Source organism: Methanosarcina sp. WH1 (genome assembly GCF_000970005.1).
Taxonomy (GTDB): domain Archaea; phylum Halobacteriota; class Methanosarcinia; order Methanosarcinales; family Methanosarcinaceae; genus Methanosarcina.
This window is the reverse complement of sequence record NZ_CP009504.1, coordinates 2,863,711-2,877,606: the sequence shown is the minus strand read 5'-3', so window position 1 is coordinate 2,877,606 and position 13,896 is coordinate 2,863,711. Positions and strand designations below refer to the sequence as shown.

Genomic DNA, 13,896 nt, shown 5'->3' with positions numbered 1-13,896 from the left:
CTTACAATTAAAATGTTCATTTGTTTTTCATAGTGATGGATCTCCAAAAGTTCCAGTACCATGAAGCGGGCGATACTGTACTTTTGTCAGTGAACTTAACCAGTCCCTTTTCCGGGTAGGGAGATGCAGAGAAATCAGCAACTGAAACATCATCAGCAACGGAAACATTCTTGAAAACAAGACCTCTGAGGTTAGATTCGTCTACTCCGCTGAGGGTTTGTTCAAGTGTAAACTCTCCGAATTTATCTCCGATATTGAGGGTTCTGGAATTTGCATAGTCAATAAGCCAGATCCCGTCAATCTGGACGATGCTGATTTCTGTACCCACGAATAACTGTTTGACATGGACTTTCATGACAACAACATTGTTTTCACCCCGAACATTGTCAAGGGCAACAGTCCATGTCTGGTTTTCATCAGTATCGATTGAGACCGTTTTATTTGCAACATGTTGTCCGCCCCTGGTGAGTTCAAGCCAGACATTTTCACCATCAATATCGATCTCCCTGACCTCGAGAGCGTAACCATTGCCAAGGTCGACACTTTCACCGGGTTTGAGAGCATTCGTTTCATTGCTGTTAATAACCAAACTAGCAAGCTTATTCACGTGAGGGTCCCGGATATCATCATCTTCGGAGAACAGCGGGACACGTTCTTCTCCAAATAAATCGATTACTGGATACTGTTCATTGGACCAGCTATTGCATTTATAATTGGTTCCGACAACATTACAAGTAGTGGTTCCATTGCTAGCATTATATGCTGCACCTGCAGTTCCTGCTGCACCTGCAATCAAGACAACAAGAGCAACCAGTGAAACTGCTGCATATTTATTCATATTGTTCATTCCTCCGTATTATTTACGAAACATTTCAGATTTTTTTAGGATTTACAAAAATCTAGCATAGACTACGCTAACAGTTGACTGTTGTCAATCAAAAACCTGGAAAATTTTAAGTTATCTCTCCAGGACCCCAAACTTTTGGAATTATTGCTAGACTAATAAAAACATAAAGGAAGGAAATTGTTTGCCTGTTTCTTTATACTCAGTGGCATATGTTGTGCATTTTAGGTCTTTATGTGATTGATCTTATCCTGAAACGGTTTTGCTTCGAACTTAGTTTCGTGTTATTCAGATTTTCACAAGCCAAAAAACGGATCAGGAAGTTGAGGAGGAATTCTCCTCCCCTCCTCCATCAATTTTTGCGAGTGCTTCCTCCGCAGCAGTCCTGACATTCCGATATTCTTCCATATCCACGCTGATTAGGCGCAAACCTTCGATAGCTTCGGGACCACCAAGCTCTCCGAGAGCCCGGACTTCCGCATTCCGGACATCACTTTCCCTTTCGGTTTCCAGAGCTTTGAGGAGAGGTCCAACGGCTCTCCGATCTCCAAGTCCTCCAAGCCCCCATGCCGCACTTTGCCTTATTTCATGACGTTCATCTCCAAGTAAAGAAATAAAAGGATCAACTGCTTGAGGATCTCCAGTCTCGGAAAGAAAATGAACAATTACCAATCTTATATGCCGGCTCTCATCATCAAGGGCATCGATCAGGGCGGCTGTGGCATCAGAATCATTATATCTCCCCAGGGCATGGACAGCAACACTGTGGAGAGCCGGATCTTCAGTCTGAAGGAATGCCTCAATAAAGGGTATGGCTTCTTTACTTCCAATATCTCCAAGGGAGTAGGCAGCGGCTTTCTGCACCTCGAACTCGTCATCTCCAAGCGAATCGATAAGAGGCTGTTCTGTCCAGGTAATTTCTTCAGGTTCTTTAAAGTAACCCAGAGCACTGGCAGCTTCCTCTCGAACCTCCGGGACTTTATCGTCCAGCATTTCAACCAGGTAGGGAACAGCAGCAGGGTTCTGGATCTGCCCAAGGGCACGAATACTGTTAATACGGATATCCGGGTTCCGGCTGTCAAGTAACTCGATAAGTTTTTCAACTGCCTCTTCGTCCCCCAGGTTTCCCACAGCAACAGCTACAGACCTCCCGAGTTCCCTATCATCAAACAGCCCTATGAGAGGAAGAGCAGCTTTCGGGTCCCCTATGGCTCCCAGAGCAAATACGGCTTTGCTGCGCACCTCATCATTATCATCATCAAGGAGCTCAATAAGCGGGTCTGCAGCTTCCGAAGCTTTCAGCTCTCCAAGAGCCTCAGCCGAATTCATACGGACTTCCGGTTCAGGGTCTTCAAGAGCCTCGATAAGAGGTTTTGATGCTCTCGGTTCTCCAATTCTTCCAAGGGAATAGGCGGCAAGGCTGCGTACCTGCGGGTTATCGTCTTCTAAAGCTTTTATAAGAGAATTGACAGAAGGTTCCCCTATATCGATAAGTGCATAAGCTGAAGCATAACTTACATTCCGGTCTTCATTCCCGAGGCTCCGGACCAGTTTATCCATCCTGGTCTCTAGAGGGTCCTGGCTAAGACAGCCCGCACAGACTCCAGAGAACAAAAGCAAAAGAAGAAAAATTTTTGCATGCTTGCAGCCAAAAAGGTCGCATTGCTTAATCATGCTCATCGCCTGCCCCCCTCTCCCGGAGGAAGCAACAGCTCAGCAGAAACCGACCGATTTTGCCATGTAGAAGCTACATTAATCCGGAAACGGTCCTCACTCTCTCCAACCACCACATTCTGAACAGGCATATAGGACTCCCCTGAAGGGACCCCATGTGCGATTTCCACAACCGCATAGGGATAATCCGGCCAGATCCAGAGGGGAGTCTTATCATACTCACCCACACCATAAATAGCGGAAGATGTAAACACCAGCTCCCCAGTCCTCTCGTTTATCACTGTAAAGTTTGTGGATACATTCTTTTCGGAGCCTGGTCCTTTGTTGATAAGGTAGCCGTAGATCCTGTAAATATCAGAAGTATTCCTGCTCTCCATTTCATATTCCAGCTTAAGAGAGAGATTTTCGGGAATTTCAGGAAGAGGAACCTCTACCAGATAGGTGCCTTCATCAAGAGTCCTGCTATTCTCAACAACCTTCACTTTTACCGGATATTCTCCGGGAAGATAATACCCTATCCATACGCTAACTGAATTATTTCCAGGAAGAAGATGAATCGGCTTCTCATGCGAAACAAACTTGGTATCCCAGGGGTCTCCGGAATCGGAGGGGATTAGCAATCCGGAATTGTGGTGAGCCACTCCGTCGCTATACACAAAAGTATTCTCAGCCTCAAGCCACACATCTACAGATCTTAGACCATTGTTCCGGAGCACTATGTCCAGCTGTCCTGACTCCTGAACCCCAATAGGAGCAGCGCTCATATCTGCGATATGTACATCAGGCCCTGTTCCGTAATACCAGTAAATTCCCAATAATAGTACAAGGAAAGTAACTGAAGCATAAATCAAAGTGCTTTTCCTCACTTTACTCCCCCTCCATCCCTTTATCCTTCATTCCGGTATTATCCTTAAGGTCATCAGCTATCGAAATACAGTTGGTAAGCCCGTACTTTTTCTTTGTTATTATGCCCCTCTTTTCCAGATTCATAAGAACCCTGGAGACCTTGGCTTTTGAAAAATCAAGGGAATTCACGAGTTCATTCTGGAGAATTTTCCCATCTTTTGCTGCAATCAATTCAACAGCCTTTCTTTCATCCCCTTCAAGAACCCGCAAAAGAACAGCCGTAGGGTCAATAGTGGCCCCATTAAGCTGGAACCCTTCACCCCGAAAATTCCCAACAGAATCAGATGAGACTTCAAATTTCCTCTCCTGATTCCTCTCCTGGGGGTTTTCGGCTGTAAAATTGAGAAATTTTGCCTGGGCTGAAGGACTAGAAATGGAAAAAACAGGTTCTTGAAACCCTGAAGACCGCAAAACCTGAGCCAGAGCCAGCCCACCCATAAACCCGGAGAAAAGAAGGATATACGCTTCTTTTACTGTATACACATACGGAATATCCACAACCTTGAAAGTGTCTCCCTCAAGCTGGATCACCACAGGTGTGTCTTCAAGCAGAAGATCAATGGCGACAATGCTTGACAGGAGCAGGACACCCACAGCCAGCACGAATCTTTTTCGTTCCTGGATCATACTACCACCTCATTAACTACCCCCAGTATGTACGAAACAAATGTTATAATTTTAGTTTTACCTGAACCCAAGACGTCTCAGAATTCTGAAACCACCCGTAACCGATAGTGAAATATTATCTGGGGCTGATATATCCTGACTTTGACAGTTAGATAAAAATAAGCCAAGACAATGAATAAATCGAGCATATAAACAGGCAGACAAATGGATCTAGCAAGTGAACTACCACTCAGCTAAAGACTGAGTGGTTTCTTGGTTCATTCCTCCCTCTATTGAGGGCAAGTCCCCAAGCTCATCCCCGTAGTCCCTACGGTGTCATAATCCAATTAGATTCTGATCTATGAGAGCGAATTTTTTGATATTGATAGCGGCATTAATGTCTCTATCGTGTTTGGTTTTACAGTTTGGACAAATCCATTCTCTGTCTTTTAGCTGAAGCTCTTTATTGTGGTATCCACACACACTACATAGCTTAGAAGAGGGTTCAAATTGTCCTATTCTCAGGACGGTTTTTCCAAACCATTGAGCCTTATATTCCAACTTTATTACAAAACTACTCCACGCAGAATCACTTATAGCCTGTGCTAAGTGATGATTCTTAACCATGCCTTTAACATTTAGAGTTTCCAGAGCTACAGCTTGGTTTTCGCTAACAAGTCTAAAAGAGAGTTTGTTCTGGAAGTCATTTCTCTGATTTGTTATTTTGTCATGGAGTACAGCAAGTCTTCGTTTAGCTTTTGCCCTGTTCTTAGAGCCTTTCTGTTTCCTTGAGACTCTTTTCTGTAATACTTTGAGCCTTTTAAGAGAGTTTTTCAAGTACTTTGGATTCTCAACCTTTTCTCCTGTTGAAAGGACAGCAAAGTCTTTGATACCTACATCAATTCCTACTGTTGTTGATTCTGTGAAAGCTTCCTTTACTGGAAGTTCTTTTCCATCTTCAACAAGGATACTGATGTAGTAATGTCCTTTACATGTCCTTGATACCGTAGCCGTTTTAGGCTCTCCTTCAAACTTCCTGTGAAGAACTGCTTTAATTGGTTCTATTTTAGGAAGCTTGATAGTATTATTTTCAAAGTTTACAGTGTAGTGTTGAGGTACAGGGAAAGACTGTATCGGATTCTTTTTTGATTTGAACTTTGGAAACCCTGTTTTCTCTCTAAAGAATCTAGTGAAAGCGGATTCAACCTGCTTAGTCATCCCCTGTAATGATTGAGAGTTAACTTCTCCTAACCACTCATTAGAAGCCTTTAGAGTAGGAATTAATTTGTTTAAGTCAAATCTGGAAATTGATTCCCCTGTCTGCTCATAAGTTTTAATTTTCTGGTCAAGTGCCCAATTATAGACAAATCTACAGCTACCTATATGCTGATTCAATTGAATAGCTTGTGTAGTTGTAGGATAGAGTCTAAATTTGAACGTTTGCATCATACAAAGGTATTATATGCTTTAACAACACATGTACTTTTTGGTAAATACGAAGTATGAAACACGGAATCATAGCAAATTTTTGTTAATGTATCATGTTATTTTTGTTTGCAAATACCGAAAAGTCATACTTGAACCAATTAGCGAAGAACTCAAACAGATTATGATTGACATTTCAAAAGAGTCTAACTTTGAAATCCTTGAAATGGAAACTGACAAAGACCATATTCATTTCTTGATCAAGAGTGAGCCGAAAGTTAGCGTTTTGTCAATTGTCAGAAAATTGAAACAAGAATATACTAACAGGTTATGGAAAACTCAAAAAGAATATATGAAAAAGTATTATTGGGGTGAGAATACGTTATGGAGTGATGGTTATTTTGCGTCTACTATCGGAAATGTGAGTAAAGAGGCGGCAGAATATTACATACGGAATCAGGGTTGAAGTTGACGCTTATATCCCCTGAGCTAAAGACTCAGGGGTTTTACGCTTCTTCATATAAAATCAATTTTTCTTCAATGTTAGCCTCATGTCCACTGCAAAAGCTCCCTTTTCCTCTTCCAGAACCATCATGGGATTAATTTCAAATTCCTCAATCTCCGGAAAATCACAGACAAGCCTTGAAACTTTCAATATGGCATCCACAAGTGCATCAATATCAGAAGGTTTTGCACCCCTAAATCCGGCAAGGGCCGGGTAGGTTTTGATCCCTGTGACCATACCCCTTGCTTCTTCTTCGTCCACAGGGGCAATGACAAACCGTACGTCCTTGAGGATCTCTACATAAACTCCCCCAAGCCCGAACATCAACATGGGCCCAAAGGTCGGATCGCGGATCATCCCGATAATTACTTCTATTCCCCCTGAGAGCATTTGCTGCAGCTGGACACCTTCAAGGGACGCATCCGGCCTTTTCTTCGGGATCTTTTCCATCATTTCCCGGTAGGCAGCTCTCACTTCATCCCCGTTTTGCAGGGAGAGCCTTATCCCTCCAACATCCGATTTGTGGGAAATCTGCGGAGAGGCGACCTTCATCACAAGGGGATAACCTATATTTTCTGCTGCATTTATGGCTTCCTCTTCAGTCTTTGCAAAGACAGTTTTCACTGCAGGAATGCCATAAGCCTTCAGAATGCCGAAGGATTCAAGACCCAGTGTGCGCCGCTCAGCGACTCGTGCAGCTTCGAGAATTTCAGCTGCTAAAACTTTGCCTGAACCGGATTCAGGACGGGAGAGGTCTACCTGCTTCATAAATATATGATACCCTCAAAACAGTTATTCTTTAAGAGTAGTAATTTTATAAGTATGTCCTAAAATTACGGATCTCTATTTTAAAACTAAACCGATTTTTTTCTACCTGTATAGTGTCAATCTGTGTAATAAGTAAGGGTAATTCCTGAGAAATCGATAGAATTATTCCAAATATGCGAAAACAATATCTTCTGGAATTCTACAATGAGCCTCATAGGGTCGCAAAAGGTTTGCCAACTATATAAAAAAATAAAAAACTGAATGAGGAATGATTCTAATATAATATCAAAAATCTTTGCTGCTAAGAATGATTAGTTGGAAAAATGGAACTATAGAGCAATTTTCGGACTGAAAATTGGAGTTATATTTTACTCATTCCTAAGGTAAAGAATGAGATAGGTTAAAGAATAGGATCAGTTAAAAAATAGGATCAGTTAAAAAATAGGATCAGTTAAAAAATAGGATCAGTTAAAGAATAGAATAAGGTAAAGGAAAAATTTCCTTTATCTTATACAGGTATAGAACTGCGTAACTTCACTTCGGTCTCAACAATTTCCTTTGTTTCCCTTGCAATGGCAAGTTCCTCATTGGTTGGGATGACAAAAACTCTTACTTTTGCATCCGGTGTGCTGATATCGATTTCCTGACCTCTGATCTTGTTCTTTTCGTCATCGATTTTTATGCCGATGCCATCAAGACCGGTGAGGATTCTCTTCCTGATGCTTGCGCTGTTTTCTCCAATGCCTGCAGTAAAGACCACTGCATCTGCACCATTGAGGACAGCTGAATATTCACCTATGAACTTCTTGACCTTGTATGCGAAAATTTCAAGAGCAAGTTCGGCTTTCCTGTTGCCCTTGGAAGCTGCTTCATCGAGGTCTCTGAAGTCATTGCTGAGCCCGGAAACACCAAGCACACCTGACTTCTTGTTCATAAGGGTGTCAATTTCTCTTGTTGTCAAGCCTTCTTTTTCCATAAGGAAGGGGACTATTGCAGGGTCAATCGAACCGCATCTTGTGCCCATTGCAAGCCCTTCAAGAGGTGTGAAGCCCATGCTGGTTTCAACGGATTTTCCGCCTTCTACAGCTGTAATGCTTGAACCATTTCCAAGGTGACAGGTGATAATTTTGGTTTCTTCTGCGGGCTTTCCGAGCATAAGAGCAGCCCTTTCGGCAACGTACTTGTGGGATGTGCCGTGGAAACCGTATTTCCTGACCCCATGCTTCTCGTACAGGTCGTACGGGAGAGCATACATGTAGGCATATGGCGGCATTGTCTGGTGGAATGCAGTATCAAAAACAATAACCATTGGCGTCCCAGGCATGATCTCTGCACAAGCTGAAATTCCCATCATGTTTGGAGGGTTGTGAAGGGGTGCCAGTTCAAAGCAGTCCTTGATAGCCTTTTCTACGCCCTCATCATATAAAGCAGACGTCGTGAATTTCTCTCCACCATGCACAACTCTGTGTCCGACTGCATTGATCTCACCCATGTCTTTGATGACACCGAATTCATCATCGGTAAGAGCTTTTACGACTTCCTCAAGTGCGTCCTTGTGAGTGGGGAGGTCAGTCAGCTTTTCCAGCTTCTTGCCGTCAAACTTCTTCTGAGTGATGATCGAGTTGTCAATACCTATCCTCTCGCAAAGACCTACTGCAAGAGCTGACTCATTTGTCATATCAATTAATTGATATTTGAGAGATGAACTCCCTGCGTTTATAACCAGTACTTTCATGTGTAAACCCCAGTTCAATCCATTGATTTCCAGTCACATTTAGAATTTCCGGATATAACTATATTATATATGAAAGTTAATAAAACGCTTCCGAAACATTTCCGATTATTTGTCCTGTGCTGCGGCCTGTACACAGGTAATGGCAACGGCACCGACAATATCTTCGTCGCTGCAGCCTCTGGACAGGTCGTTAATTGGCTTTGCCAGTCCCTGGGTGATAGGACCATAAGCTTCAGCTTTAGCAAGCCTCTGGGCGATCTTGTATGCGATGTTTCCACAGTTCAGGTCAGGGAAAATGAAGACATTGGCTTTGCCTGCAACAGGGCTTCCGGGGGCTTTTGAAGCTGCAACTTTGGGGACAATCGCGGCGTCAACCTGGAGTTCACCGTCAATTGCGATATCAGGAGCAAGTTCCTGTGCAAGTTTTGTAGAAGCAATTGTTGCTTCGGTCAGTTTGCTCTTGGCGCTTCCCTTGGTGGAGTAGGAGAGCATTGCAACCTTTGGCACGTCCTGGACCAGCAATTCGAAGGTCTTTGCGGAAATAACTGCAATGTTTGCAACGTCTTCTACGCTCGGCATTTCAACCATGCCAGAGTCAGCGAAAAGGAATGTGCCATCTGACCCATATTCACAGTCAGGCACAGAGATTATGAAGAAAGCGGATGCAAGAGCTGCGCCCTTGGCTGTTTTCACGATCTGGACAGCAGGCCTCAGGGTGTCTGAAGAAGAGTGGGCAGCGCCTGATACTACACCGTCTACTTCCCCGAGTTTGGCCATCATAACAGCGAAGTAAACGTAATCGCTCATGATTTCAGCTGCATTTTCGAGTGTGATGCCTTTGTGCTTTCTCAACTCGTAGAAAGCGTTAATGTATTCATCTTTTTTCTCATAGGTTTTAGGATCTACAATTTTTGCTTTTGAGAGATCCAGATCTCCTGCGAGCGCCTTAATATCTGCCTCATTACCGACAAGGACAATGTCTGCAATACCTCTTTCAAGGATCTTGGCAGCTGCCTGGAGGGTTCTTATATCTTCAGTTTCGGGTAAAGCGATTGTTTTGTTAAGTTTCTTTGCTCTTTCACTGATCTTCTCTAAAAATGTTACCAATAGACCAACCTCCTATATAATTAGAGTAATTTAGTTTAGCTGGGTCTTGATATATAAATTTACGTAAAATGCATAGAAAGATATATAAAAATCAAATATATATATTTCAGGTTGCAGATACATATAATCCTGCAAATAAATCCTGTAATATCCCGTAAATATATGAAGTTATAATATGATTTTTACGGCCAAGGTACGATAACTTAAAACAATTAGTACTGAATATAAATGACAGATTAATATAAAACAATTCCGGAATGATACGAATGAAAATAACAGGAATTTCAGGCAGTCCACGAAAGGGCCAGAACTGTGAGAAAATAATTGGAGCTGCTCTTGAGGTTGCAAAAGAAAGAGGGTTTGAAACTGATACCGTTTTTATCTCAAACGAGGAGGTTGCCCCCTGCAAAGCGTGCGGGGCTTGCAGAGATCAAGATTTCTGTGTGATTGATGATGATATGGACGAGATATATGAAAAAATGAGGGCTGCAGACGGTATAATTGTTGCAGCTCCCGTATATATGGGGAATTATCCTGCCCAGCTTAAAGCCCTTTTTGACAGGAGTGTCCTGCTTCGCCGTAAAAACTTTGCACTAAAAAATAAAGTTGGGGCAGCTCTTTCAGTTGGGGGCTCAAGAAACGGAGGACAGGAAAAAACAATTCAGTCCATACATGACTGGATGCACATTCACGGAATGATTGTAGTCGGCGATAATTCCCACTTCGGTGGAATTACGTGGAACCCGGCAGAAGAGGACACTGTTGGAATGCAGACAGTTTCCGAAACTGCAAAAAAACTCTGTGATGTCCTGGAACTTATTCAGAAAAATAGAGATAAATAACAAAATTCATAAATTATATAAGTCAGGGTAGAATAAAACAAAAAATATGAATTTCCGAGAAGTAAATTAGTTATATTAATCTTATTATATTGCACATTTCAAACCCTGGCAATCCTGTGCCACTATGCTATACCAAAAAGTCATTTTGTTGATATAAAATCAATAAAATGTCCAATAATCAAATATTATTGTCCTATATTGGTAGGAGTTCAAAATATGCATTATATATTTTAAAGAGATACATTTAAATAAATGCTCGAAATCTTCTGGACTGAAAAGATATTCAGGTAGAATAAAATCCAAAATTCTGAAAATATATCTCTTGTCACAGGAGTTTGAGGCACAAATAAGTTCCCGAGAGGCACGAGCATTTGGAAGTTGATCCAGAATCCAGATTTAGATTTCATAACATAAAAGAATACCCCAGGATAATGGAGTACATCTCCCGGTTTGATACCGAGGCTACCAGGGTCAACTCAATTGCTATTATAATCGGGCTTCTGACAGGGCTCGTAATAGGGGTTTATGATCGCATCCTCCAATACAGCAATGTTTTTTTTGGAATGCAACAGGGGTACTCATTACATGAATTCCCGTTCTATTATGTAATACTAACACCTGCCCTTGGAGGGCTATTGGTAGGGTTAATCTCCCACTACCTGATAAAAACGAAGTACGGTGTTGAAGGACTTATAGAAACCGTGACCCTCCGCGGAGCAAAGATTAAACTCCGGGATGCTTTTCTGGAAGTATTTACCTCGATAATCACTATCAGTTCGGGAGGTGCCCTGGGAAAGGAAGCCCCAGGAATCCTTGCCGGAGCCGGGACAGGTGCTCTTGTAGGGAGAATCCTGAAGAGCCCGGAAAGGCAGCTCCAGATCCTTCTCGGCTGCGGGGCTGCCGGTGGGATTGCAGCGGCATTCAACGCCCCGCTTGCAGGTGTGGTCTTTGTAGTAGAAGTAATTTACGGGGAACTTGAAACCAAGACCTTTATTCCAATAGTTATCTCCTCAGTCTTTGCAACCCTTGTTTCGAGCACGGTTTTCGGGATAAAACCCATCCAGATATCTTCCTATCAGCTGGTTAGCCCCTACAAAGAACTCGGGCTCTACCTTGTCCTCGGACTCCTTGCAGGGCTCGTCTCTACAATCCTGATCCGGACGCTTTACTACACAAAAGACCTTTTTTCGAGAATCCCTATCCACTCCATCTTCAAGCCTGCCCTGGGAGGGCTTGCAGTAGGTGTAATCGGCCTTTTTTACCCCCGCGTCCTGGGGATGGGCTATGATGTGATTATGGACGCCCTGAACAACCAGTTTACTTTCAAGATCCTGCTGATCCTGCTATTTCTGAAGATCCTCGCCTTTTCCCTGAGCCTGGGTTCCGGAGGATCGGGAGGGACAATTGTCCCCTCTCTTTTTACAGGCGCGATGTTAGGGGGAGCCTTCGGAACGGCCGCAAATATGTTTTTCCCGGGAATGACGGCAGAGCCAGGAGCCTATGTTATGGTTGGGATGGGGGCAGTCTTTGCCGGGACTGCCAGGGCTCCCCTTACTGCCATCCTGATCCTTTTTGAGATCACCAGAGACTACAGCCTCATCCTCCCTCTCATGTTTGCCTGTGTGCTGAGCAACGTTATGTCAAATGCCATTTATCCTGAATCCATTTTTACGGAAGGGCTCCGCAGGAAAGGGTTTAAGATAAGGAAAGGCCGGGAAGTTGATATCATGGTCTCCATGCTTGTAAAAGATGCCATGGTCACACATGTCCAGACTGTTTCCGAAGAGAAGAATGTTGGTATCCTTATAGCCCTCATGCAGGCAAGCCGCCACGCCGGTTTTCCGGTTCTTGATTCAAAAGGCAAACTTTCAGGGATAATAACACTCTCGGACCTTCGGAGCAAAGTAAAATACGGAGAAGTTGACAAAAAGATAGGAGACATCGCTACCCGAGATGTGGAAGTCGCCTACCCCGACGAAACCCTTGAAGCCGTTCTCAAACGCCTTGGCTCAAAACAAATAGGCAGGCTCCCCGTTGTGGACCGCGAGGATAAAACAAAACTTCTTGGCCTCATCACCCGAAGTGATATAGTAAACTCATATAACAAAAAAGTCGTGGAAAAAGTCCGGGACACAGACTAAAAGCAGTAAACTAGAAAGGTCCCCTGACAAAAAGAATAGAATCGGAAAACGAAACTCGTATAAAAGAAAGATTATAGTCTTTACTGATATGCATACCTGGAATTCAGAGAAGATTGTGAACTACCACTCAGCTAAAGACTGAGTGGCTTCTTGGTTCATTCCTCCCTCTATTGAGGGCAAGTCCCCAAGCTCATCCCCGTAGTCCCTACGGTGTCATAATCCAATTAGATTCTGATCTATGAGAGCGAATTTTTTGATATTGATAGCGGCATTAATGTCTCTATCGTGTTTGGTTTTACAGTCTGGACAAATCCATTCTCTGTCTTTTAGCTGAAGCTCTTTATTGTGGTATCCACACACACTACATAGCTTAGAAGAGGGTTCAAATTGTCCTATTCTCAGGACGGTTTTTCCAAACCATTGAGCCTTATATTCCAACTTTGTTACAAAACTACTCCACGCAGAATCACTTATAGCCTGTGCTAAGTGATGATTCTTAACCATGCCTTTAACATTTAAAGTTTCCAGAGCTACAGCTTGGTTTTCGCTAACAAGTCTAAAAGAGAGTTTGTTCTGGAAGTCATTTCTCTGATTTGTTATTTTGTCATGGAGTACAGCAAGTCTTCGTTTAGCTTTTGCCCTGTTCTTAGAGCCTTTCTGTTTCCTTGAGACTCTTTTCTGTAATACTTTGAGCCTTTTAAGAGAGTTTTTCAAGTACTTTGGATTCTCAACCTTTTCTCCTGTTGAAAGGACAGCAAAGTCTTTGATACCTACATCAATTCCTACTGTTGTTGATTCTGTGAAAGCTTCCTTTACTGGAAGTTCTTTTCCATCTTCAACAAGGATACTGATGTAGTAATGTCCTTTACATGTCCTTGATACCGTAGCCGTTTTAGGCTCTCCTTCAAACTTCCTGTGAAGAACTGCTTTAATTGGTTCTATTTTAGGAAGCTTGATAGTATTATTTTCAAAGTTTACAGTGTAGTGTTGAGGTACAGGGAAAGACTGTATCGGATTCTTTTTTGATTTGAACTTTGGAAACCCTGTTTTCTCTCTAAAGAATCTAGTGAAAGCGGATTCAACCTGCTTAGTCATCCCCTGTAATGATTGAGAGTTAACTTCTCCTAACCACTCATTAGAAGCCTTTAGAGTAGGAATTAATTTGTTTAAGTCAAATCTGGAAATTGATTCCCCTGTCTGCTCATAAGTTTTAATTTTCTGGTCAAGTGCCCAATTATAGACAAATCTACAGCTACCTATATGCTGATTCAATTGAATAGCTTGTGTAGTTGTAGGATAGAGTCTAAATTTGAACGCTTGCATCATACAAAGGCATAATATGC

At 42.7% G+C, this 13,896-nt stretch carries 12 protein-coding genes; 3 read left to right on the top strand and 9 right to left on the bottom strand.

The genetic code is table 11. From position 1 onward, the window contains the following. Positions 1 to 16 precede the first annotated feature (16 nt). The 5 genes from MSWH1_RS12555 to tnpB (MSWH1_RS12535) all read right to left on the bottom strand — a co-directional run bounded on the left by MSWH1_RS12555 (position 17) and on the right by tnpB (MSWH1_RS12535) (position 5,479). On the bottom strand, positions 17 to 838 hold the full coding sequence (locus MSWH1_RS12555) for an S-layer protein domain-containing protein (RefSeq protein ID WP_048129015.1): 822 nt from the start codon (positions 836 to 838) through the stop codon (positions 17 to 19). 321 nt (positions 839 to 1,159) lie between these two features. Further along, the gene (locus MSWH1_RS12550) at positions 1,160 to 2,524 is read right to left on the bottom strand and encodes a HEAT repeat domain-containing protein (protein ID WP_231585460.1); all 1,365 of its coding nucleotides are present in this window, start codon (positions 2,522 to 2,524) and stop codon (positions 1,160 to 1,162) included. Further along, positions 2,521 to 3,384 (bottom strand): hypothetical protein, encoded by an 864-nt coding sequence (locus MSWH1_RS12545; protein ID WP_048129013.1) that lies wholly within the window; start codon positions 3,382 to 3,384, stop codon positions 2,521 to 2,523. Before MSWH1_RS12545 ends, MSWH1_RS12550 begins: the two co-directional genes overlap by 4 nt. Position 3,385: 1 nt before the next feature. Then, the gene (locus MSWH1_RS12540) at positions 3,386 to 4,051 is read right to left on the bottom strand and encodes a hypothetical protein (protein ID WP_231591781.1); all 666 of its coding nucleotides are present in this window, start codon (positions 4,049 to 4,051) and stop codon (positions 3,386 to 3,388) included. Positions 4,052 to 4,366: 315 nt separating this feature from the next. After that, positions 4,367 to 5,479, bottom strand: a complete 1,113-nt coding sequence (gene tnpB / locus MSWH1_RS12535) for an IS200/IS605 family element RNA-guided endonuclease TnpB (protein ID WP_048129011.1) — start codon at positions 5,477 to 5,479, stop codon at positions 4,367 to 4,369. Between the two features lie 28 nt (positions 5,480 to 5,507). On the opposite strand from tnpB (MSWH1_RS12535), the gene tnpA reads away from it, so the two are divergent. After that, complete coding sequence (tnpA, locus tag MSWH1_RS12530) at positions 5,508 to 5,921, top strand: IS200/IS605 family transposase (protein ID WP_048129009.1); 414 nt, start codon at positions 5,508 to 5,510, stop codon at positions 5,919 to 5,921. A gap of 60 nt (positions 5,922 to 5,981) precedes the next feature. On the opposite strand, the gene MSWH1_RS12525 is transcribed toward tnpA, so the two are convergent. The 3 genes from MSWH1_RS12525 to pta all read right to left on the bottom strand — a co-directional run bounded on the left by MSWH1_RS12525 (position 5,982) and on the right by pta (position 9,570). Continuing rightward, entirely contained in the window at positions 5,982 to 6,728 is a 747-nt protein-coding gene (locus tag MSWH1_RS12525) for an acetate--CoA ligase family protein (RefSeq protein ID WP_231585459.1), read from the bottom strand. A gap of 508 nt (positions 6,729 to 7,236) precedes the next feature. Continuing rightward, entirely contained in the window at positions 7,237 to 8,463 is a 1,227-nt protein-coding gene (locus tag MSWH1_RS12520) for an acetate kinase (RefSeq protein WP_048129005.1), read from the bottom strand. A 105-nt stretch (positions 8,464 to 8,568) separates the two neighbouring features. Next, a complete protein-coding gene (gene pta / locus MSWH1_RS12515) occupies positions 8,569 to 9,570 on the bottom strand; it encodes a phosphate acetyltransferase (protein WP_048128997.1) in 1,002 nt (333 codons plus the stop codon). Between the two features lie 266 nt (positions 9,571 to 9,836). Here pta and MSWH1_RS12510 point away from each other — a divergent pair, with 266 nt between their 5' ends. Continuing rightward, a complete protein-coding gene (locus MSWH1_RS12510; RefSeq protein WP_048128989.1) occupies positions 9,837 to 10,412 on the top strand; it encodes a flavodoxin family protein in 576 nt (191 codons plus the stop codon). A gap of 371 nt (positions 10,413 to 10,783) precedes the next feature. Further along, on the top strand, positions 10,784 to 12,553 hold the full coding sequence (locus tag MSWH1_RS12505) for a chloride channel protein (RefSeq protein WP_048128985.1): 1,770 nt from the start codon (positions 10,784 to 10,786) through the stop codon (positions 12,551 to 12,553). A 213-nt stretch (positions 12,554 to 12,766) separates the two neighbouring features. On the opposite strand, the gene tnpB (MSWH1_RS12500) is transcribed toward MSWH1_RS12505, so the two are convergent. Next, complete coding sequence (gene tnpB, locus MSWH1_RS12500) at positions 12,767 to 13,879, bottom strand: IS200/IS605 family element RNA-guided endonuclease TnpB (protein ID WP_048127540.1); 1,113 nt, start codon at positions 13,877 to 13,879, stop codon at positions 12,767 to 12,769. Positions 13,880 to 13,896: the final 17 nt, after the last annotated feature.

What these genes read in the sequence shown, in the direction of transcription:
- tnpA (WP_048129009.1), top strand. Translation starts at nt 5,508, where the DNA reads ATGTACTTTTTGGTAAATACGAAGTATGAAACACGGAATCATAGCAAA.
- MSWH1_RS12555 (WP_048129015.1), bottom strand. Translation starts at nt 838, where the DNA reads ATGAATAAATATGCAGCAGTTTCACTGGTTGCTCTTGTTGTCTTGATT.
- MSWH1_RS12520 (WP_048129005.1), bottom strand. Translation starts at nt 8,463, where the DNA reads ATGAAAGTACTGGTTATAAACGCAGGGAGTTCATCTCTCAAATATCAA.
- MSWH1_RS12510 (WP_048128989.1), top strand. Translation starts at nt 9,837, where the DNA reads ATGAAAATAACAGGAATTTCAGGCAGTCCACGAAAGGGCCAGAACTGT.
- MSWH1_RS12525 (WP_231585459.1), bottom strand. Translation starts at nt 6,728, where the DNA reads ATGAAGCAGGTAGACCTCTCCCGTCCTGAATCCGGTTCAGGCAAAGTT.
- MSWH1_RS12550 (WP_231585460.1), bottom strand. Translation starts at nt 2,524, where the DNA reads ATGAGCATGATTAAGCAATGCGACCTTTTTGGCTGCAAGCATGCAAAA.
- tnpB (WP_048127540.1), bottom strand. Translation starts at nt 13,879, where the DNA reads ATGATGCAAGCGTTCAAATTTAGACTCTATCCTACAACTACACAAGCT.
- tnpB (WP_048129011.1), bottom strand. Translation starts at nt 5,479, where the DNA reads ATGATGCAAACGTTCAAATTTAGACTCTATCCTACAACTACACAAGCT.
- MSWH1_RS12540 (WP_231591781.1), bottom strand. Translation starts at nt 4,051, where the DNA reads ATGATCCAGGAACGAAAAAGATTCGTGCTGGCTGTGGGTGTCCTGCTC.